This is a genomic window from Pseudomonas sp. FW305-3-2-15-C-LB1, from assembly GCF_058787615.1.
In genome coordinates, this window is record NZ_JBYSZX010000006.1 from 342,508 (window position 1) to 360,884 (window position 18,377).

An 18,377-nucleotide genomic window follows, 5' to 3' on the forward strand; every position below is an offset into this window, starting at 1 on the left:
TACGCCCACCATCTGACGCTACTTGTGCCAAAGCTGCCTAATGGCGCACCCGGCAGGACTCGAACCTGCGACCATCCGCTTAGAAGGCGGATGCTCTATCCAGCTGAGCTACGGGCGCCTTATTAATCTGTACTCTTGGAGGATTACAAACTAAGTGCTTCCAGCCTTGCAGAACAACACGCTATTCTGCTCGGCCTTCTTAACCAGTGCTAGGCTGTGCCCGACAAGTGCGACGAATAGTATAGACGCCCTCCAAACCCGTCAAATCTTTTTTGAAAAAAATTCATTTTATTTAAGGGGTTAGGGCAATTTGCAGACCAAGCGCCTTTGCCCTCACGCCTTGGCATGCGAGAATGCGCGCACTTTTCTTCCCCCTCTCGATGGTTAATCACGCGTAATGACTGCACAACTTATCGACGGCAAATCAATCGCCGCCAGCCTGCGCCAGCAGATCGCCAAACGAGTCACCGAGCGCAGCCAGCAAGGCCTGCGCACGCCTGGCCTCGCGGTGATCCTGGTCGGCAGCGATCCTGCCTCTCAGGTTTATGTCTCGCACAAGCGTAAAGACTGTGAAGAGGTCGGCTTTATTTCCAAGGCCTACGACTTGCCTTCCGAGACCACCCAGCAGGCCCTTACCGACCTGATCGACGGCCTCAACGACGACCCGAAGATTGATGGCATCCTGCTTCAACTGCCATTGCCCGAGCACCTGGACGCCTCCAAATTGCTGGAGCGCATTCGTCCGGACAAAGACGTCGACGGTTTCCACCCTTATAACGTCGGCCGCCTGGCCCAGCGTATCCCGCTGCTGCGCCCGTGCACGCCGAAGGGCATCATGACCCTGCTGGAAAGCACCGGTGTCGACCTGTACGGCCTCGACGCCGTGGTCGTTGGCGCGTCCAACATCGTCGGTCGCCCGATGGCCATGGAACTGCTGCTGGCCGGCTGCACCGTGACCGTTACCCACCGCTTCACCAAGGACCTCGCCGGCCACGTCGGCCGCGCCGACCTTGTGGTGGTTGCCGCCGGCAAGCCGGGCCTGGTCAAGGGTGAGTGGATCAAGGAAGGCGCCATCGTCATCGACGTGGGCATCAACCGCCAGGAAGACGGCAAGCTGGTCGGCGACGTGGTGTACGAGACCGCCCTGCCCCGCGCCGGCTGGATCACCCCGGTACCCGGCGGTGTCGGCCCGATGACGCGCGCGTGCCTGCTGGAAAACACCCTGTACGCCGCAGAGACCCTGCACGCTTAATAACCGGGTGTACTGAAAAAGCCCTGCTTTATCGCAGGGCTTTTTATTGCGCGTAATAAATCCTGTTTTTTCTTAGTTTTTAAGCACTTTCGTCTGGTTCCAGAAGAACATTCGACAGTTTCCGATCCATACTCCTAAAATGTAACGGCATTTATCCAAAAACCGTTCCCGAACGGTATTTCCTTACTTTTTTAGCGAGTTCATCCGCGTGAAAATTCGTCTCTCTATCGTCAGCCTATTTTTTGCGTTTACAGGCACTTTCGCTCACGCCGCCGAAACCACCCAGGCCCCGCGTGATACCTCCAAACTGCAAATCGCCTCCGGCAGCGCCATGCTGGTGGACCTGCAGACCAACAAGGTCATCTATTCCAGCAACCCCGACGTGGTGGTGCCGATCGCCTCGGTGAGCAAGTTGATGACCGGCCTGGTGGTGCTGGAAGCCAAGCAGAACATGGATGAATACATCGATATCAACATCAAGGACACGCCGGAAATGAAAGGCGTGTTTTCCCGGGTGAAAATCGGCAGCGAGATGCCACGTAAAGAAATGCTGCTGATCGCCCTGATGTCCTCGGAGAACCGCGCCGCCGCCAGCCTGGCACACCACTATCCAGGCGGTTACCCGGCGTTTATTGCCGCGATGAACGCCAAGGCCAAGGCGCTGGGCATGACCAGCACTCACTACGTGGAACCCACCGGCCTGTCGATCCACAACGTGTCCACCGCCCGTGACCTGAGCAAACTGCTCGCCGCCGCGCGTCACTACCCCTTGCTGAGCCAATTGAGCACCACCAAGGAAAAGACCGTGTCGTTCCGCAAGCCCAACTACACCCTGGGCTTCTCCAACACCGACCACCTGATCAACCGCGCCAATTGGGACATCAAGCTGACCAAGACCGGCTTCACCAACCAGGCCGGCCACTGCCTGGTGCTGGTGACCAGCATGGGCAACCGCCCGGTGTCATTGGTGATCCTGGACGCTTTCGGCAAATTCACCCACTTTGCCGATGCCAGCCGTATCCGCAATTGGGTTGAAACCGGCAAGAGCGGGTCGGTGCCGGATGTGGCGTTGCGCTACAAGGCCGACAAGAACCTGAAAAATCGGCCGAATGCTGCAGAAGCGCGTCGATAACCGACCATAAGAAACGGCGCTTGATAGCGCCGTTTTTTATTTGCTTTCCGCCAACACCTTCAGTGCCTGCGCCGCCGCCCGCTCCTGCCCGGCCTGAGCCGTCGCGCCAGCCGCATCCCGCCAGCGCTGCGCGTCGACGTTGGCTGGCAGTTGGCTCGGGCGCTGGGTGAGGATTGCCCAGTTCCCGGCACTTTTCCATTTTGACTCGAAGTCGCCGAAGCTCATCAACAGGCGCCGATCCATGCCTGAGCGCAGCAGCACCGTGCTTTTCTGCTGATTGAACCCCACCACTACCACGTAGTGCGCGTCGGACCACAACCCGCCACCAATCCGCGCCATCACCGGATAACCCGCCGCCACCTGTGCCAGCACCGCCGTCAGCTTCGCATCCAGCGGATACACCATCAGCCCGTACTCACGCGCCAGTACCTGCATGTTGCGTTCAAGGTCCGCTTCACCGCCCGGCAGATGCAATGGCTTATCCAGCAACCCCGGTGTCATGACAATGCCTTGTTGCGACAGCATGCTGGCTAACGATGTAGGACCGCTCTGATAAGCCTCGCTGCGAAAGGTCGGCACGCCATTGAGTTCGACTCGCTCCGGCAGGCCCGCCAGCCTCGACGGTGCGGAGGAACAGGCCGCGAGGCCCAGGGCACAAGCAACTAACAAGGATATTTTCAGGTTCGACCGTAACCGCAATTTTCTACTCTCTTGATCGACTGCCGGTAAGGGCCCTGATCATAGCCCAATCGCGATTGTGCAGGGGGCGTGGATATAGCAAAGAAGTTGGTCGCACTCGACCATTGGTCAATAGCAGGCAACCGCCGGGTAGCTAGACTGTCCATTGAGAAGACTGTGTGTGCCCCCTGCGGGGCGAAAGGAGGCCCGAATGAGCCTTGCAACGACGATTTTCCTGTTGATCTGCGGTTGGCTGGCGGTAGCCGGCGCCATGCTGTGGGGGGTGTTGCGCATTGCCCGCCGGCACCATCACCCCCACGTCAAACCGACGGCACCCGCCAAGCCTCACAAGGCCGCGGTGCATCACGCCTAGCCTGGCATGCAATTGAAGTCCTGAGTGGCCGCAACTTCCTTGCCGTGCCCGTCCATCAAGGACGCACGCACGGTAGTACCCAGGCTGGATTCGACCAGGGTGTAGTGCTCACCCGCCTTGAAGTGCTTGTACTCGACACGCCCCTGGCAGTCTTGCTGATTGTCGTCGCCGGGTTCTTCCTCGAACAGCGTCACATCCAGGCGATGATCGCCTGGTGGCACTTCAAAAAAGCGTCCGTCATCCACGCGCTTGCCGTCTACCCGCTCGGCCATCAGGTCATTCGGCGCTTCTTCTTTCAGACCGATCCACGCTTCGCTCGGGTCAGCCTTGGGGATCGGGCCGGCACATGCCGACAACAACAGCACAGCACCAAGGGCAGGAATCAACAATAAAGGTTTGAGTGACATGGCAGGGCTCCAAAGAAAGACTATGTGTCCGATGGGTTGCAAGCTTGAGGAGCTGACCTTTGTAGAACAAATGAATACATATGAAACGATCTTCAGCCCTAACCTAAATGTTCCTTCACCTGGCTGAAAGGTGCGTGTTAGGTGGGTCGCGTGAGACTGCCGGGGTTTGCAATCCTGCTCCTTCCGGAGGTTTCACGCATGCTCGGGCTGGTAAAGACCGCACTGCAAAAGCCATACACCTTTATCGTGTTGGCCATCTTCATCTGCATCATCGGGCCAATGGCGGCCCTGCGTACCCCTACTGATGTTTTCCCGGATATCGGCATCCCCGTGGTCGCCGTGGTCTGGCAGTACAACGGCCTGTCACCGGACGCCATGGCCGGCCGGGTGATCTACACCTACGAACGCTCCCTGAGCACCACCGTCAACGACATCGAACATATCGAATCGCAATCGCTGCCCGGCATGGGCATCGTCAAGATTTTCTTCCAGCCCGGCGTGGATATCCGCACCGCCAATGCCCAAGTGACGGCGGTTTCACAAACCGTGCTCAAGCAAATGCCACCCGGCATCACGCCGCCGCTGATCCTCAACTACAGCGCCTCCACGGTGCCGATCCTGCAAATGGCGTTCTCCAGCCCCAGCCTCTCGGAAGCCAAGATCCGCGACCTGGTGCAGAACAACATTCGCTTGCCGCTCAGTTCCCTGCCCGGCCTGGCCATGCCGACACCGATGGGTGGCAAGCAACGCCAGATCACCCTCGACCTCGACCCACAGGCGCTGGCTGCCAAAGGCCTGTCGGCGCAGGACGTGGGTAACGCCCTGGCACTGCAGAACCAGATCATCCCGGTGGGCACCGCCAAACTCGGCCCCGACGAATACACGATCCTGCTCAACAACAGCCCCAAGGCCATCGACGAACTCAACGACCTGCCGATCAAGACCGTCGACGGTGCGCTGATCACGATTGGCCAGGTGGCGCACGTGCGTGACGGCTCGCCACCGCAGACCAATATTGTGCGCGTCGACGGCCACCGCGCCGTGCTGATGCCGGCGCTGAAAAACGGCAGCATTTCCACCCTGTCGATCATCGACGGCATCCGCCAGATGTTGCCGCGCATCAACGAAACCCTGCCGCCGTCGCTGAAGACCTCGCTGCTCGGCGACGCATCGGTGTTCGTCAAGCAATCGGTGGGCAGCGTGGCCCAGGAAGGCATCATTGCCGCGCTGCTGACCAGTGCGATGATCCTGCTGTTCCTCGGCAGCTGGCGTTCGACGCTGATCATCGCCGCGTCGATTCCCCTCGCCGTGCTCTCGGCCATCGCGTTGCTGGCGGCCAGCGGGCAAACCCTCAACGTGATGACGTTGGGCGGGCTGGCGCTGGCCGTGGGCATCCTGGTGGACGACGCCACGGTGACCATCGAAAACATCAACTGGCATCTGGAGCAAGGCAAGGCGGTGAAGACCGCGATCCTCGACGGTGCCGCGCAAATTGTCGGCCCGGCGTTCGTCTCGCTGCTGTGCATCTGCATCGTGTTCGTGCCGATGTTCCTGCTGCAAGGCATCGCCGGTTACCTGTTCCGGCCGATGGCCCTGGCGGTGATCTTTGCCATGGCCAGTTCGTTCATCCTCTCGCGGACGCTGGTGCCGACCCTGGCGATGTTCCTGCTCAAGCCGCACACGCCGGAGCCAGGCGCCGGGCATCACCCGGAAGATGAATTCATCAACCACCACGAGGGTGAACAGCACCCGAAACCGCGCAATCGCGTGCTGCAATCAGTGCTGAATTTCCAGCAGGGCTTCGAGCGTCACTTCTCGAATATCCGCGACACCTACCACGGCTTGCTGACCTTGGCGCTGGGCAATCGCAAGCGTTTTATCGTCGGCTTCCTGGCCTGTGTGCTGGCGTCGTTCCTGCTGCTGCCGAGCTTGGGCCAGGATTTTTTCCCGGCCACCGACGCCGGCGCCCTGGCCCTGCACGTGCGCTTGCCACTGGGCACGCGTATCGAAGAAAGCGCCGCAGCCTTCGACCGCATCGAAGCGCGGATCCGCGAAGTCATCCCCGCCGAAGAGTTGGACACCATCGTCGACAACATCGGCATTCCGCTCAGCGGCATCGACATGGCCTACAGCAGCAGCGGCACCATCGGTCCGCAGGATGGCGATATACAGGTCACCCTGAAAAAGGACCATGCGCCCACCGCCGATTACGTGAAAAAACTGCGTGAAGCCCTGCCGCAAAGTTTTCCCGGCAGCCACTTTGCCTTCCTGCCGGCGGACATCAGCAGCCAGATTCTCAACTTTGGCGCCCCGGCTCCGCTGGACGTGAAGATCTCCGGGCGCAGTGATGAAGAAAACCGCGCCTATGCAGTGGAGCTTGAGCGACGCCTGCGAAACGTACCGGGCATCGCCGACCTGCGTATCCAGCAATCCACCGGCTACCCGTCGCTGCAAGTGAACGTCGACCGCCTGCGCGCCAATGGCCTGGGTATCACCGAGCGCGACGTGACCAACAGCATGGTGGCGTCCCTCGCCGGCAGTTCCCAGGTGGCGCCGACCTTCTGGCTCAACCCGGCCAACGGTGTGTCCTATTCCATCGTCGCGGCCACCCCGCAATACCGCCTCGACAGCCTGCCCTCGCTGGAAGCCCTGCCGGTGACCGGTGCTAACGGCCAGTCGCAGATCCTCGGCGGTGTAGCCACCATCTCCCGCGTGCAGAGCCCGGCGGTGGTGACCCACTACAACATCGAGCCGACCCTGGACCTGTATGCCAACGTGCAAGGCCGCGACCTCGGCGGCGTGGCCCGTGACGTGCAGAAAGTGCTGGATGACACCGCCGCCATGCGCCCCAAAGGCGCGGTGATCAGCCTGCATGGGCAGATCGATGCACTGCATGAAGCGTTCAGCGGCTTGAGTTTTGGCCTGCTCGGTGCGGTGGTGCTGATCTACCTGCTGATCGTGGTCAACTTCCAATCATGGGTCGACCCGTTCGTGATCATCACCGCCTTGCCGGCGGCGCTGGCGGGGATCGTGTGGATGCTGTTCCTCAGCGGCACGTCCTTGTCGGTGCCGGCACTGACCGGCGCGATCCTGTGCATGGGCGTCGCCACCGCCAACTCGATCCTGGTGGTGAGTTTCTGCCGCGAACGCCTGGCCGAACATGGCGATGCATTGAAGGCGGCGCTGGAAGCCGGCTACACGCGTTTTCGTCCGGTGTGCATGACCGCCCTGGCGATGATCATCGGCATGTTGCCCCTGGCGATGTCCGAAGAACAGAACGCCCCGCTCGGCCGCGCGGTGATCGGTGGCCTGATCCTCGCCACCACCGCCACCCTGTTGTTTGTACCCGTGGTCTTCAGCCTGGTCCACGGTCGTCACCCTAATCGTGCTACAGCTGGAGAAACGTCTCATGTCGTCTGATCACAAACCCTCGCGCAAGCGTCTGATGCTCATGGGTGTCGGCGGCCTGACCCTGGCCGCCCTGTTGGTCGCCAACGGCCTGCACGCCCGTACCTTGCACGAACAGTCGGTCACGGCCTGGACCGAGACCGCCGCCATCCCGCAGGTGATGGTGTTCCAACCGCAGCAGAATGCGGCCGGCGATACCCTGCGCCTGCCCGCGCACCTGGAAGCCTGGAGCAAGGCACCGATCCATGCGCGGGTCAGCGGTTACCTCAAGGACTGGAAAGCCGACATCGGGACGCGGGTCGAAGCCGGGCAAATCCTTGCCGAGATCGACAGCCCCGACCTCGACCAACAACTGGCGCAGACCCACGCACGCCTGGTGCAGGAACAGGCCAACGCACGCCTGGCCGCCACCACCGCCACGCGCTGGCAGAACTTGCTGGCGAGCCACTCGGTGTCGCGCCAGGAAGCCGATGAGAAAACTTCCAATGCCGCCGCCGCCAAAGCCAACGCCGAGGCCGCCGCTGCCGACTACGCCAGGCTGATCGCACTGGAAAGCTACAAGACTATCCGCGCGCCGTTCGCCGGCACCATCACTGCACGTAACACCGATATCGGCCAGTTGATCAAGGCCGACACCGACAGCGACCCGGAGCTGTTCAACATCGCCGACACCCACCAATTGCGCCTGTATGTGCCGGTGCCGCAGAACTACGCGGCGGTCATCCACCCCGGCCTGGAAGCCGAATTGACCGTGCCCGAGCATCCCGGCGAGCACTTCAAGGCCCGCCTGATCGGCGACTCCACCGCCATCGACCGGCGTTCCGGCACCCTCCTCGCGCAGTTCGTGGCCGACAACCCCAACGGCGAGCTGCTGCCCGGCGATTACGCCGAAGCGACCCTGCCGATCCCGGCGGACACCCATGGCGTGAGCATCCCGGCCAGCGCGTTGATCTTCCGCGCCCAGGGCACCCAAGTGGCGGTGCTGGATGCGCAGAATCATGTGCACTTGCAGGACATCCATATCGGCCTCGACCTCGGTGAACGGCTGGTCATCGACCAAGGCCTGAAACCCGCCGACCGCGTGGTCGACAACCCGCCCGACGCCCTGCGCGAAGGCGACCCGGTACAACTGGCAGCCGCCGCTGGAGGTACGCATGCGCCCAAGGCTTAAGCCCCTCGTTGCACTGATGCTGCTGGCTCTACAGGGTTGCTCGATGGCGCCCACCTACAAAGTGCCGCCGATTGACCTGCCTGCGAACTACCGCGAACAGACCAGCGACGGTCCCTGGCACAGCGCGCAACCGTCCGACCAATTGGCACCCGAATGGTGGAAGCTCTACCACGATCCGCGCCTGAACGACCTGCAACAGCAACTGCTCAAGGCCAACCCGGACCTGGCGGCGGCACTGGCGCACTTCGATGCGTCCCAGGCGTACGCCAGCCAACTGCATGCCGGGCTGTTCCCGCAGATCACCGCCAGCGCACAGCCGTTGCGCCAGCGCCAGTCGGATTCACGGCCGCTACGCGGGACCACGCAGCCGTCGGTGTACAACAGCAATAGCGCAGGGTTTTCGTTGAGTTACGACCTGGACCTGTGGGGCAAAATCCGCAACCAGGTGGCGGCGGGTGACGCCCAGGCGCAAGCGTCGGGTGACGACCTGGCGGTGGCGCGCCTGAGCTTGCAACATCAACTGGCGAGCCTGTATGTGCAGCTCAATGGGCTGGATGCACAGGCGCGGATTCTCAAGCGTTCGCTGGATGATTTCAGCCAGGCCCTGCAACTGACCCGCAGCCGGTATGAGGGTCAGATCGCCTCGGAGCTGGACCTGACGCGTGCACAGAATCAACTGGCCGAAGCCAAGGCGCAGTTGGATGAAGTCCGTGGGCAACGCAACCTGACCGAGCATGCCATCGGTGAACTGGTGGGCGTGGCGGCCAGCCAGTTCACCGTGCCGCCGAGCCCGCAATTGATTGCACTGCCGGGCATTCCATCGCAGCTGCCAAGCCATCTCCTGCAACGTCGGCCGGATATTGCAGCGGCGGAACGGCGGGTGTTTGCCGCCAACGCCAACATCGGCGTAGCGAAGGCAGCGTGGTATCCGGATTTCAGCCTGACCGGGTTGATTGGCGGGCAGACGCAAGGCGTCGGCAACCTGCTGTCCGCCGGTAATCGCTACTGGGCGCTGGGGCCGCTGGTGAACCTGCCGATCTTTGACGGCGGCCGCCTGAGCGCCAACGAGCGCCAGGCCAAAGCCGAATTCGAAGAGGCATCGGCGCACTACCGCAGCCAGGTGCTGAAGGCCGTGCGCGAGGTGGAAGACAATCTGGCGCAACTACGGGATTTGCAACAGGAGGCGCAGGACGAGCAAGCAGCGACGGATGCGGCGCAGCATACCCAAGCGCTGGCGATGAACAGCTACCAGGCGGGGGCCGTGAGTTATCTGGATGTGGTGACGGCGCAGACGGCAGCGTTACAGGCGCAGCGCACGTTGCAGGCGGTGCAGACGCGGCAGTTGCAGGCGAGTGTGGGGTTGGTGACGGCGCTTGGCGGTGGCTGGCAGCCGGGTGCTTGATAAGGTGGGTCAGTCACATAACTGTCAACTGACTACCGCAATCGGGGGCAAGCCCCCTCCCACACTTGTCCTGTGCCAGACACACAATGTATGAACGCCGCAGAACCAATGTGGGAGGGGGCTTGCCCCCTTCCACCCTGCTCCTGTGCCAGACACACAATATATGAACGCCGCAGAACCAATGTGGGAGGGGGCTTGTCCCCTTCCACCCTGCTCCTGTGCCAGACACACAATGTATGAACGCCGCAGAACCAATGTGGGAGGGGGCTTGCCCCCGATGGCGTTCTTCCAGACACATCCTGCCAAAGGCCGGCCAATCAGCCTTTTACACACCGATCTAGCCTCTCTGAACACACCTTGAGAGGGCCAGGGAATGGCAGATTTACCCGCTTCACATCGGCTGCGCATCGGACGCTTCAGCGAACCCAACCGCATCTACCTGATCACCACCAACACCCACGAACGCCTACCGATATTCAGCGACTTCCACCTCGGTCGACTGGTGGTATGGCAGTTTCGCCTGGCTCAGTACCGAGGGCTCGCAAACTCGCTGGCGTGGGTGATCATGCCTGACCACTTTCATTGGCTTATTGAGTTGAAAAAAGGCTCGTTGGCGGACCTGATGCGGCAGGTGAAATCCAAGAGCACGCGGTCCGTCAACGGCCTAAGCGGACGCAAGGGAAGACTCTGGCAGGAAAGCTTCCACGACCGGGCACTGCGCAAGGAAGATGACTTGGTGAAAATGGCCAGGTATGTGGTGGCTAACCCATTGAGGGCAGGGTTGGTAGAGAAGATTGGCGACTACCCGCTGTGGGATGCAATCTGGATATAAAGCCGAACACACACTCATTGTGGGAGGGGGCTTGCCCCCTCCCACATTTTTTACTGCATTTCAGGCGGCCAGCTTGCCGCTGGCGATAGCGGCTGACGCTGCAACCATCGCGCGCAACAACACCGCACATCCCGCCGCCAGGTCATCCGGTGCAGCATTCTCGATTTCGTTATGGCTGATGCCACCTTCACACGGCACGAAAATCATCCCCGCCGGGCCCAGTTCGGCGACGAAAATTGCGTCGTGCCCTGCCCCGCTGACGATATCCATGTTCGACAAGCCCAGGCCATTGGCGGCATTGCGCACCGCGTCTACGCAGCCCTGATCGAAATACAGCGGCGGGAAGTCAGCGGTGGGCTCCATCTCGAAACTGAGCCCATGCTTGGTGCAGGTGTCCTCAATGACCTTGCGCACCTCACTGATCATCGAGTCCAGGCGCGCCGGCTCCAGGTGACGAAAATCCAGGGTCATGCGCACTTCACCGGGAATGACGTTGCGCGATCCCGGATAAGCCTGCAGGCAACCCACCGTCCCACATGCATGAGGTTGGTGCGCCAATGCGGCTGCGTTCACCGCCGCCACCACCGCTGCCGCGCCCACCAGGGCATCCTTGCGCAGGTGCATCGGCGTCGGCCCCGCATGCGCCTCGACGCCACGCAGTTTCAGGTCGAACCACTTCTGCCCCAAGGCGCCGAGCACCACGCCAATCGTCTTCTTCTCATCCTCAAGGATCGGCCCTTGTTCGATATGCGCCTCGAAATACGCTCCCACCTTGTGCCCGCTGACCGGCCGCGAGCCCGCGTAGCCAATCGCATTCAGCGCATCGCCCACACTGACGCCATCCACATCGACCTTGGCCAAGGTATCGGCCAGGGTGAATTTCTCGGCAAACACCCCCGAGCCCATCATGCAGGGCGGGAAGCGCGAACCTTCTTCGTTGGTCCACACCACCACTTCCAACGGTGCCTCGGTCTCCAGCTTGAGGTCATTGAGCGTACGCAGCACTTCCACCCCCGCCAGCACGCCAAAGCAACCGTCGAACTTGCCGCCGGTGGGCTGGGTGTCGATATGGCTGCCGGTCATCACCGGCGGCAGGTCAGGGTTGCGTCCGGGGCGGCGGGCGAAGATATTGCCGATGCCGTCGACGGTCACGGTGCAACCGGCGTCTTCGCACCACTGCACGAACAGATCGCGGGCCTTGCGGTCGAGGTCGGTGAGGGCCAGGCGACACACACCCCCCTTGGGCGTGGCGCCGAGCCTGGCCAGGTCCATCAGCGATTGCCACAGGCGGTCGCGGTTGATGTGCTGATGGGTGGATTGCAGAACGTCCAGGGCAGCGTTCATGGGGATCTCCTCAGGCTACATTTCTTCTTATGGATTGACGGTGACCGGCGTGGCCCCGCGCTTGGCATTCAGGCCGTAATACAACAACCCACCCAGCGCCGAACCGGTAAACCAGCCATAGCTGTAGAACCAGCTGAACGCATCGCTGCCCAACGACAGCAAGGTCAGCACCACCGGCACGCCGAAGGCGATGAAACCGCTCCAGTTCCATGCCGGGTACACGTCATCGCGATACAGGCCGGCCAGGTCCAATTGCTGTTTGCGGGTGATGAAATAGTCCACCACCATGATCCCGGCGATCGGCCCCAGCAGGCTGGAATAGCCGAGCAACCAGTTGGAGTAGACGGTCTCCAGGCTCACCTCGGAAACGATCAGGCCGAGTTTCTTCAGCAGCTCATGGGCCATCAACGCCAGCCCGACCAGGCCGGTGAGGATCACCGCCGTGGTGCGGTTGATCAGCTTGGGCGCGATGTTCTGGAAGTCATTGGTGGGCGAGACAATGTTCGCGGCGGTGTTGGTGGACAAGGTGGCGACGATGATCAGCGCCATGGCCACGGCCACCCACACCGGGCTCTGGATATGCCCGATCAGTGTCACCGGATCGGACACGCTCACGCCCACCAGTTTCACCGAAGCGGCGGTCATGATCACGCCGAGGGCGGCGAACAGGAACATGGTCAGCGGCAGGCCGAAAATCTGCCCGAGAATCTGGTCCTTCTGGCTTTTGGCGTAGCGGCTGAAATCGGGAATGTTCAGTGACAAGGTGGCCCAGAACCCTACCATCGCGGTGAGCCCGGCCATGAAGTAACCGGTCAGGCTCGCACCCTCGGGACGCTTGGGCGGGATCGCCATCAATTCGCTGATCGACACGTTGGGCATCGCCCACACCAGCAGGCCGATGCCCACCGCCACCAGCAACGGCGCCGACAAGGTTTCCAGGCGCTTGATCGATTCGGCGCCACGCAGCACCACCCATAGGTTCAGGCACCAGAAAATCATGAAACCGATCACCTCGCCGGTGCCGCCAAGGGACTTCCACCCCTCGAAGATCGAGCCCAGGAACAGGTGGATCGCCAACCCGCCAAACATGGTCTGGATACCAAACCAGCCACAGGCCACCAACGCCCTGATCAGGCACGGCACATTGGAGCCGAGGATGCCGAATGACGACCGCAACAACACCGGAAACGGTATGCCGTACTTGGTGCCCGCAAAGGCGTTGAGGGTCAGCGGAATCAGCACCACGATGTTCGCGAGCAGGATCGCCATCAGCGCCTCGCCCACCGACAGCCCGAAGTACGCAGTGAGCACGCCACCCAGCGTATACGTGGGCACGCAGATCGACATACCGACCCACAGCGCGGTGATGTGCCACTTGTTCCAGGTGCGTTCGTGCACCTTGGTCGGTGCCATGTCGTGGTTGTAGCGAGGGCTGTCGAGGACGTCGGGGCCGGCGTCGAGTTCGTACAGGCCGTTGCGTTCAATGACTTGCGATCTGTTCTGTTGCATGGCCGCTCCACGGTTTTTTCGAATTATTGTTGCGCGCCTGCAGTTGGGTGCAGGCGGCCGGAGTACCTCGTAAACAACATGACATCACGGGCCCGGCCAGCCGCCTCTGCACTCAATAACCGTGCCGACAAGCGTTACCGCACCCTCACCGCTTATATAACGTGCTGATGTTTATCAGCTTTCCGATTGCGCCTTCGGTACTTGCCGCCTTACTCAGGCTAAATAGTGCGCAAGTTGCCCGAACCATCAGGACTCAATCTGGTGCAACACAATTATTTTTATTTCCCCTGCCCGTCAAGAGGCATGTCTCAAGCGTCTGATTTGCAATAGGAAATGTTGCTCAATTCAAGAACCTGTCAAGTGCGTCAAAATGGTGAGAGGTCGCTACATTTTGGTGATTATTGATTTTTATCCTTAAAAATCAATAGTTTGAAAACGATATATGCTTATAAAAAATCTTCTTGCCCAATCGAAAAACTCGGGCTAGTTTCTATTCCTGTCACCGATGACAGGAATTAACCGACCATCGGCAAGCAGCAATACAACACTTAGAACTGGCACAAGCCGGTCAAGCCTGTGAGGAACTCGACATGTCGCTGTTGATCCGTGGCGCCACCGTTATTACCCATGATGAAAGTTACCGCACCGATGTATTGTGCGCAGGCGGTCTGATCCGGGCTATTGGTACGAACCTGGATATTCCCGCCAGCACTGAAATACTCGATGGCAGCGGCCAATACCTGATGCCCGGCGGCATCGACCCCCACACCCATATGCAATTGCCCTTCATGGGCACCGTGGCCAGTGAAGACTTTTTCAGCGGTACGGCGGCGGGCCTGGCGGGAGGCACCACGTCGATCATCGACTTCGTCATTCCCAACCCACAGCAATCCTTGCTGGAAGCCTTTCACCAATGGCGCGGCTGGGCGGAAAAGTCCGCCTCCGATTACGGCTTCCATGTGGCGATCACCTGGTGGAGCGAGCAGGTGCGCGAGGAAATGGCCGAGCTGGTCAGCCACCACGGCATCAACAGCTTCAAGCACTTCATGGCCTACAAGAACGCGATCATGGCGGCGGACGACACCCTGGTCGCCAGCTTCGAGCGCTGCCTGGAGCTGGGCGCAGTGCCCACCGTGCATGCGGAAAACGGCGAGCTGGTGTATCACCTGCAACGCAAGCTGATGGCCCAGGGCATCACCGGGCCGGAAGCGCACCCGCTGTCGCGTCCGTCGCAGGTGGAAGGCGAAGCGGCCAGCCGGGCGATCCGCATCGCCGAGACCCTCGGCACGCCGTTGTACCTGGTGCATGTGTCCACCAAAGAAGCGCTGGACGAAATCACCTACGCCCGTGCCAAAGGCCAGCCGGTCTACGGTGAAGTCCTCGCCGGGCACCTGTTGCTCGACGACAGCGTCTACCAACACCCCGACTGGCAGACCGCTGCCGGCTACGTGATGAGCCCGCCGTTCCGACCCCGCGGGCACCAGGACGCGCTTTGGCACGGCCTGCAATCGGGCAACCTGCACACCACCGCCACCGACCACTGCTGCTTCTGCGCCGAGCAAAAAGCCGCCGGGCGCGACGACTTCAGCAAGATCCCCAATGGCACCGCCGGTATCGAAGACCGCATGGCGCTGTTGTGGGATGAAGGCGTGAACACCGGGCGCCTGTCGATGCAGGAGTTCGTGGCGCTGACCTCCACCAACACTGCGAAGATCTTCAACCTCTACCCGCGCAAAGGTGCAATTCGCGTGGGTGCGGATGCCGACCTGGTGCTGTGGGACCCACAGGGCGCGCGGACCATTTCCGCCAAGACCCATCACCAGCAGGTCGACTTCAACATCTTCGAAGGCAAGACCGTACGCGGTGTGCCCAGCCACACCATCAGCCAGGGCAAGCTGGTCTGGGCCGATGGCGATCTGCGCGCCGAGCGCGGGGCCGGGCGTTATGTGGAGCGGCCGGCGTATCCGCCGGTGTTCGAGCAGTTGAGCAAGCGGGCTGAGCATTCCAGGCCAGTGGCTGTGAAGCGCTGAGACCGCTATCGGGGGCAAGCCCCCTCCCACACTTGACCGCGTTGATCCTGTTGGAATGGGGTCAATGTGGGAGGGGGCTTGCTCCCGATGAGGCCAGTGCAAGCAACAAAAAAACCAATGCCCATCAGAGGCAGCACCTCAATAACCGTGAGGCCAACACCGTGATCCAGACCCTGACCCATCTCCCCCATCCCGTTGAGGATGGACCGACACTCGCCAGCCATTTCACCGACCTGGCACCGCCCCTCAACGCCCGCCAGGCCCAACTGGAAGCCTCGCGCTGCCTGTATTGCTACGACGCGCCCTGCGTGAACGCGTGCCCCAGCGAAATCGATATCCCGTCGTTCATACGCAACATCCACACCGAAAACGTGCAAGGCGCGGCGCAGAAGATTCTCTCGGCCAATATCCTCGGCGGCAGTTGCGCGCGGGTGTGCCCCACCGAAATCCTGTGCCAGCAAGCCTGCGTGCGTAACAACGCCGAAGAATGCGCTCCGGTGCTGATCGGCCTGTTGCAACGCTACGCCATCGACAACGCGCACTTCAGCGAACACCCCTTCCACCGCGCCGCGCCTACCGGCAAACGGATTGCCGTGGTCGGTGCCGGGCCTGCCGGTCTGTCTTGCGCCCATCGCAGTGCCATGCACGGTCACGACGTGGTGATTTTCGAAGCCCGGGAAAAAGCCGGCGGCCTGAATGAATACGGGATCGCCAAGTACAAACTGGTGGATGACTTTGCGCAGAAGGAGCTGGATTTCCTCTTGCAGATCGGCGGTATCGAGATCCGCCACGGCCAGCGCCTGGGGGACAACCTGACGTTGAGCGACCTGCACCAGCACTTCGATGCGGTGTTCCTCGGCCTCGGCCTTGCCGCCAGCAAACAGCTCGGCTTGCCGAATGAAGACGCGCCCGGCCTGCTCGCCGCCACCGACTACATCCGCGAACTGCGCCAGGCCGACGACCTCACCCAACTGCCCCTGGCCGATCACTGCATCGTGCTTGGCGCCGGCAACACCGCCGTCGACATGGCCGTGCAAATGGCCCGCCTCGGCGCCCGCGATGTGAACCTGGTATACCGTCGCGGCCTGGCGGACATGGGCGCCACCCACCACGAACAGGATATCGCCAAGGCCAACCAGGTGCGCCTGCTGACCTGGGCCCAGCCCGAAGCCGTGCTGCTGGATGACCTGGGTCATGTACGCGGCATGCGCTTCCTGCGCACACGTATGGAAAACGGCCGTCTGCACCCCACCGGTGAAACCTTCGAGTTGGCCGCCGACGCAATCTTCAAAGCCATCGGCCAGGGTTTCGATAACGAGGCCCTGCGCGACCCGTTGGCCGAGCAACTGCACCGGGTCGGCGAGCGTATTTTCGTCGACGAACAGCTGCGCACCAGCATTCCCGGGGTGTACGCCGGCGGCGATTGCGTCAGCCTCGGCCAGGACCTCACCGTGCAGGCGGTGCAACACGGCAAGCTGGCCGCCGAAGCCATGCACGCCCAACTCATGCTGACTGTGGAGGCTGCGTAATGGCCGATCTCTCGATTGTGTTCGCCGGTATCAAGGCCCCCAACCCATTCTGGCTGGCCTCCGCGCCGCCCACCGACAAAGCCTACAACGTGGTCCGCGCCTTCGAAGCCGGCTGGGGCGGCGTGGTGTGGAAAACCCTGGGCGAAGACCCGGCGGCGGTCAACGTGTCGTCACGCTACTCGGCGCACTACGGCGCCAACCGGGAAGTGCTGGGCATCAACAATATCGAGCTGATCACCGACCGCTCGCTGGAGATCAACCTGCGGGAAATCACCCAGGTGAAAAAGGACTGGCCCGACCGTGCACTCATCGTGTCGCTGATGGTGCCGTGCGTCGAGGAGTCCTGGAAAAACATCCTGCCGCTGGTTGAAGCCACCGGCTGCGACGGTATCGAGCTGAACTTCGGCTGCCCCCACGGCATGCCGGAACGCGGCATGGGCGCGGCGGTGGGCCAGGTGCCGGAGTACGTGGAACAAGTGACGCGCTGGTGCAAGACGTACTGCTCGCTGCCAGTGATCGTCAAGCTCACCCCGAACATCACCGATATCCGCGTAGCAGCGCGGGCGGCGTACCGCGGCGGTGCGGATGCGGTGTCACTGATCAACACCATCAACTCCATCACCAGTGTGGACCTGGAGCGCATGGTTGCCCTGCCTGTAGTCGGCACCCAAAGCACCCACGGCGGTTACTGCGGTTCAGCGGTGAAGCCGATTGCGCTGAACATGGTCGCCGAAATCGCCCGCGACCCGCAGACCCAAGGCCTGCCGATCTGCGGCATTGGCGGCATCGGCAACTGGCGCGATGCGGCGGAGTTCGTCGCCCTGGGCTGCGGCGCGGTGCAGGTGTGCACGGCGGCAATGCTGCATGGGTTTCGCATTGTGGAGGAAATGAAGGACGGGCTGTCGCGCTGGATGGACAGCCAGGGTTACACCAGCCTGCAGGAGTTCTCCGGGCGAGCGGTGGGCAACACCACGGATTGGAAGTACCTGGATATCAACTACCAGGTGATCGCCAGGATCGATCAGGCCGCCTGCATTGGCTGCGGGCGTTGCCATATCGCCTGCGAAGACACCTCGCACCAGGCCATTGCCAGCCTGAAACAGGCGGATGGCACACATAAATATGAGGTGATCGACGATGAGTGCGTGGGCTGCAACCTATGCCAGATCACCTGTCCGGTGGCCGATTGCATCGAGATGGTACCGATAGACACCGGCAAGCCGTTTTTGAATTGGACGCAGGATCCGAGGAATCCCTACCGGGAGGCTGTGTAGGCCTTTAGACCGGCATCGGGGGCAAGCCCCCTCCCA

General features: G+C 61.6%; 14 protein-coding genes and 1 tRNA gene. 10 read left to right on the top strand and 5 right to left on the bottom strand.

Translation table 11 applies throughout. The features are described 5' to 3' along the window. Positions 1 to 41 precede the first annotated feature (41 nt). Positions 42 to 118 (bottom strand) — tRNA-Arg (locus tag AC3WP7_RS15070). Between the two features lie 279 nt (positions 119 to 397). Here AC3WP7_RS15070 and folD point away from each other — a divergent pair. Next, the gene (folD, locus tag AC3WP7_RS15075; RefSeq protein ID WP_071492047.1) at positions 398 to 1,252 is read left to right on the top strand and encodes a bifunctional methylenetetrahydrofolate dehydrogenase/methenyltetrahydrofolate cyclohydrolase FolD; all 855 of its coding nucleotides are present in this window, start codon (positions 398 to 400) and stop codon (positions 1,250 to 1,252) included. A gap of 208 nt (positions 1,253 to 1,460) precedes the next feature. After that, on the top strand, positions 1,461 to 2,384 hold the full coding sequence (gene pbpG / locus AC3WP7_RS15080; protein ID WP_071492048.1) for a D-alanyl-D-alanine endopeptidase: 924 nt from the start codon (positions 1,461 to 1,463) through the stop codon (positions 2,382 to 2,384). 36 nt (positions 2,385 to 2,420) lie between these two features. Here pbpG and AC3WP7_RS15085 read toward each other — a convergent pair whose 3' ends face one another. Then, a complete protein-coding gene (locus AC3WP7_RS15085; RefSeq protein ID WP_102591740.1) occupies positions 2,421 to 3,083 on the bottom strand; it encodes a C39 family peptidase in 663 nt (220 codons plus the stop codon). 190 nt (positions 3,084 to 3,273) lie between these two features. On the opposite strand from AC3WP7_RS15085, the gene AC3WP7_RS15090 reads away from it, so the two are divergent. Beyond that, on the top strand, positions 3,274 to 3,435 hold the full coding sequence (locus tag AC3WP7_RS15090; RefSeq protein ID WP_172963331.1) for a hypothetical protein: 162 nt from the start codon (positions 3,274 to 3,276) through the stop codon (positions 3,433 to 3,435). On the opposite strand, the gene AC3WP7_RS15095 is transcribed toward AC3WP7_RS15090, so the two are convergent. Further along, positions 3,432 to 3,842, bottom strand: a complete 411-nt coding sequence (locus tag AC3WP7_RS15095) for a PA0061/PA0062 family lipoprotein (protein WP_058426814.1) — start codon at positions 3,840 to 3,842, stop codon at positions 3,432 to 3,434. The genes AC3WP7_RS15090 and AC3WP7_RS15095 overlap by 4 nt on opposite strands. 198 nt (positions 3,843 to 4,040) lie before the next feature. On the opposite strand from AC3WP7_RS15095, the gene AC3WP7_RS15100 reads away from it, so the two are divergent. The 4 genes from AC3WP7_RS15100 (at position 4,041) to AC3WP7_RS15115 (ending at position 10,655) form a co-directional block, all read left to right on the top strand. Beyond that, positions 4,041 to 7,262: an efflux RND transporter permease subunit gene (locus AC3WP7_RS15100; protein WP_092244758.1), complete on the top strand. Its 3,222-nt coding sequence runs from the start codon at positions 4,041 to 4,043 to the stop codon at positions 7,260 to 7,262. Further along, positions 7,252 to 8,421: an efflux RND transporter periplasmic adaptor subunit gene (locus AC3WP7_RS15105; RefSeq protein WP_093512914.1), complete on the top strand. Its 1,170-nt coding sequence runs from the start codon at positions 7,252 to 7,254 to the stop codon at positions 8,419 to 8,421. The genes AC3WP7_RS15100 and AC3WP7_RS15105 overlap by 11 nt, the downstream gene beginning before the upstream one ends. After that, positions 8,405 to 9,823, top strand: a complete 1,419-nt coding sequence (locus tag AC3WP7_RS15110) for an efflux transporter outer membrane subunit (protein WP_102591739.1) — start codon at positions 8,405 to 8,407, stop codon at positions 9,821 to 9,823. The genes AC3WP7_RS15105 and AC3WP7_RS15110 overlap by 17 nt, the downstream gene beginning before the upstream one ends. 373 nt (positions 9,824 to 10,196) lie before the next feature. Continuing rightward, positions 10,197 to 10,655, top strand: coding sequence for an REP-associated tyrosine transposase (locus tag AC3WP7_RS15115; RefSeq protein WP_093124221.1), 459 nt, complete (start codon positions 10,197 to 10,199; stop codon positions 10,653 to 10,655). 60 nt (positions 10,656 to 10,715) lie between these two features. Here the strand turns inward: AC3WP7_RS15115 and AC3WP7_RS15120 are convergent, their stop codons facing one another. Beyond that, on the bottom strand, positions 10,716 to 11,999 hold the full coding sequence (locus AC3WP7_RS15120; RefSeq protein WP_071492054.1) for a Zn-dependent hydrolase: 1,284 nt from the start codon (positions 11,997 to 11,999) through the stop codon (positions 10,716 to 10,718). Positions 12,000 to 12,026: 27 nt separating this feature from the next. Continuing rightward, positions 12,027 to 13,508, bottom strand: coding sequence for an NCS1 family nucleobase:cation symporter-1 (locus AC3WP7_RS15125; protein ID WP_093512921.1), 1,482 nt, complete (start codon positions 13,506 to 13,508; stop codon positions 12,027 to 12,029). A gap of 590 nt (positions 13,509 to 14,098) precedes the next feature. Here AC3WP7_RS15125 and hydA point away from each other — a divergent pair. From hydA to preA, 3 genes are all read left to right on the top strand, one after another. Beyond that, a complete protein-coding gene (gene hydA, locus AC3WP7_RS15130) occupies positions 14,099 to 15,538 on the top strand; it encodes a dihydropyrimidinase (RefSeq protein ID WP_102591738.1) in 1,440 nt (479 codons plus the stop codon). 161 nt (positions 15,539 to 15,699) lie between these two features. Further along, positions 15,700 to 17,067 carry an NAD(P)-dependent oxidoreductase gene (locus AC3WP7_RS15135; protein ID WP_102591807.1) on the top strand — a complete coding sequence of 456 codons (1,368 nt, stop codon included), beginning with the start codon at positions 15,700 to 15,702 and terminating at the stop codon, positions 17,065 to 17,067. Beyond that, on the top strand, positions 17,067 to 18,341 hold the full coding sequence (preA, locus tag AC3WP7_RS15140; RefSeq protein ID WP_092244737.1) for an NAD-dependent dihydropyrimidine dehydrogenase subunit PreA: 1,275 nt from the start codon (positions 17,067 to 17,069) through the stop codon (positions 18,339 to 18,341). The genes AC3WP7_RS15135 and preA overlap by 1 nt, the downstream gene beginning before the upstream one ends. Positions 18,342 to 18,377: the final 36 nt, after the last annotated feature.

Bases quoted from the DNA above. Each gene is read 5' to 3' on its own strand.
- preA (WP_092244737.1), top strand. From the start codon at position 17,067: ATGGCCGATCTCTCGATTGTGTTCGCCGGTATCAAGGCCCCCAACCCA.
- AC3WP7_RS15105 (WP_093512914.1), top strand. From the start codon at position 7,252: ATGTCGTCTGATCACAAACCCTCGCGCAAGCGTCTGATGCTCATGGGT.
- AC3WP7_RS15095 (WP_058426814.1), bottom strand. From the start codon at position 3,842: ATGTCACTCAAACCTTTATTGTTGATTCCTGCCCTTGGTGCTGTGCTG.
- AC3WP7_RS15125 (WP_093512921.1), bottom strand. From the start codon at position 13,508: ATGCAACAGAACAGATCGCAAGTCATTGAACGCAACGGCCTGTACGAA.
- AC3WP7_RS15100 (WP_092244758.1), top strand. From the start codon at position 4,041: ATGCTCGGGCTGGTAAAGACCGCACTGCAAAAGCCATACACCTTTATC.
- AC3WP7_RS15110 (WP_102591739.1), top strand. From the start codon at position 8,405: ATGCGCCCAAGGCTTAAGCCCCTCGTTGCACTGATGCTGCTGGCTCTA.
- folD (WP_071492047.1), top strand. From the start codon at position 398: ATGACTGCACAACTTATCGACGGCAAATCAATCGCCGCCAGCCTGCGC.
- AC3WP7_RS15120 (WP_071492054.1), bottom strand. From the start codon at position 11,999: ATGAACGCTGCCCTGGACGTTCTGCAATCCACCCATCAGCACATCAAC.
- hydA (WP_102591738.1), top strand. From the start codon at position 14,099: ATGTCGCTGTTGATCCGTGGCGCCACCGTTATTACCCATGATGAAAGT.
- AC3WP7_RS15115 (WP_093124221.1), top strand. From the start codon at position 10,197: ATGGCAGATTTACCCGCTTCACATCGGCTGCGCATCGGACGCTTCAGC.
- AC3WP7_RS15090 (WP_172963331.1), top strand. From the start codon at position 3,274: ATGAGCCTTGCAACGACGATTTTCCTGTTGATCTGCGGTTGGCTGGCG.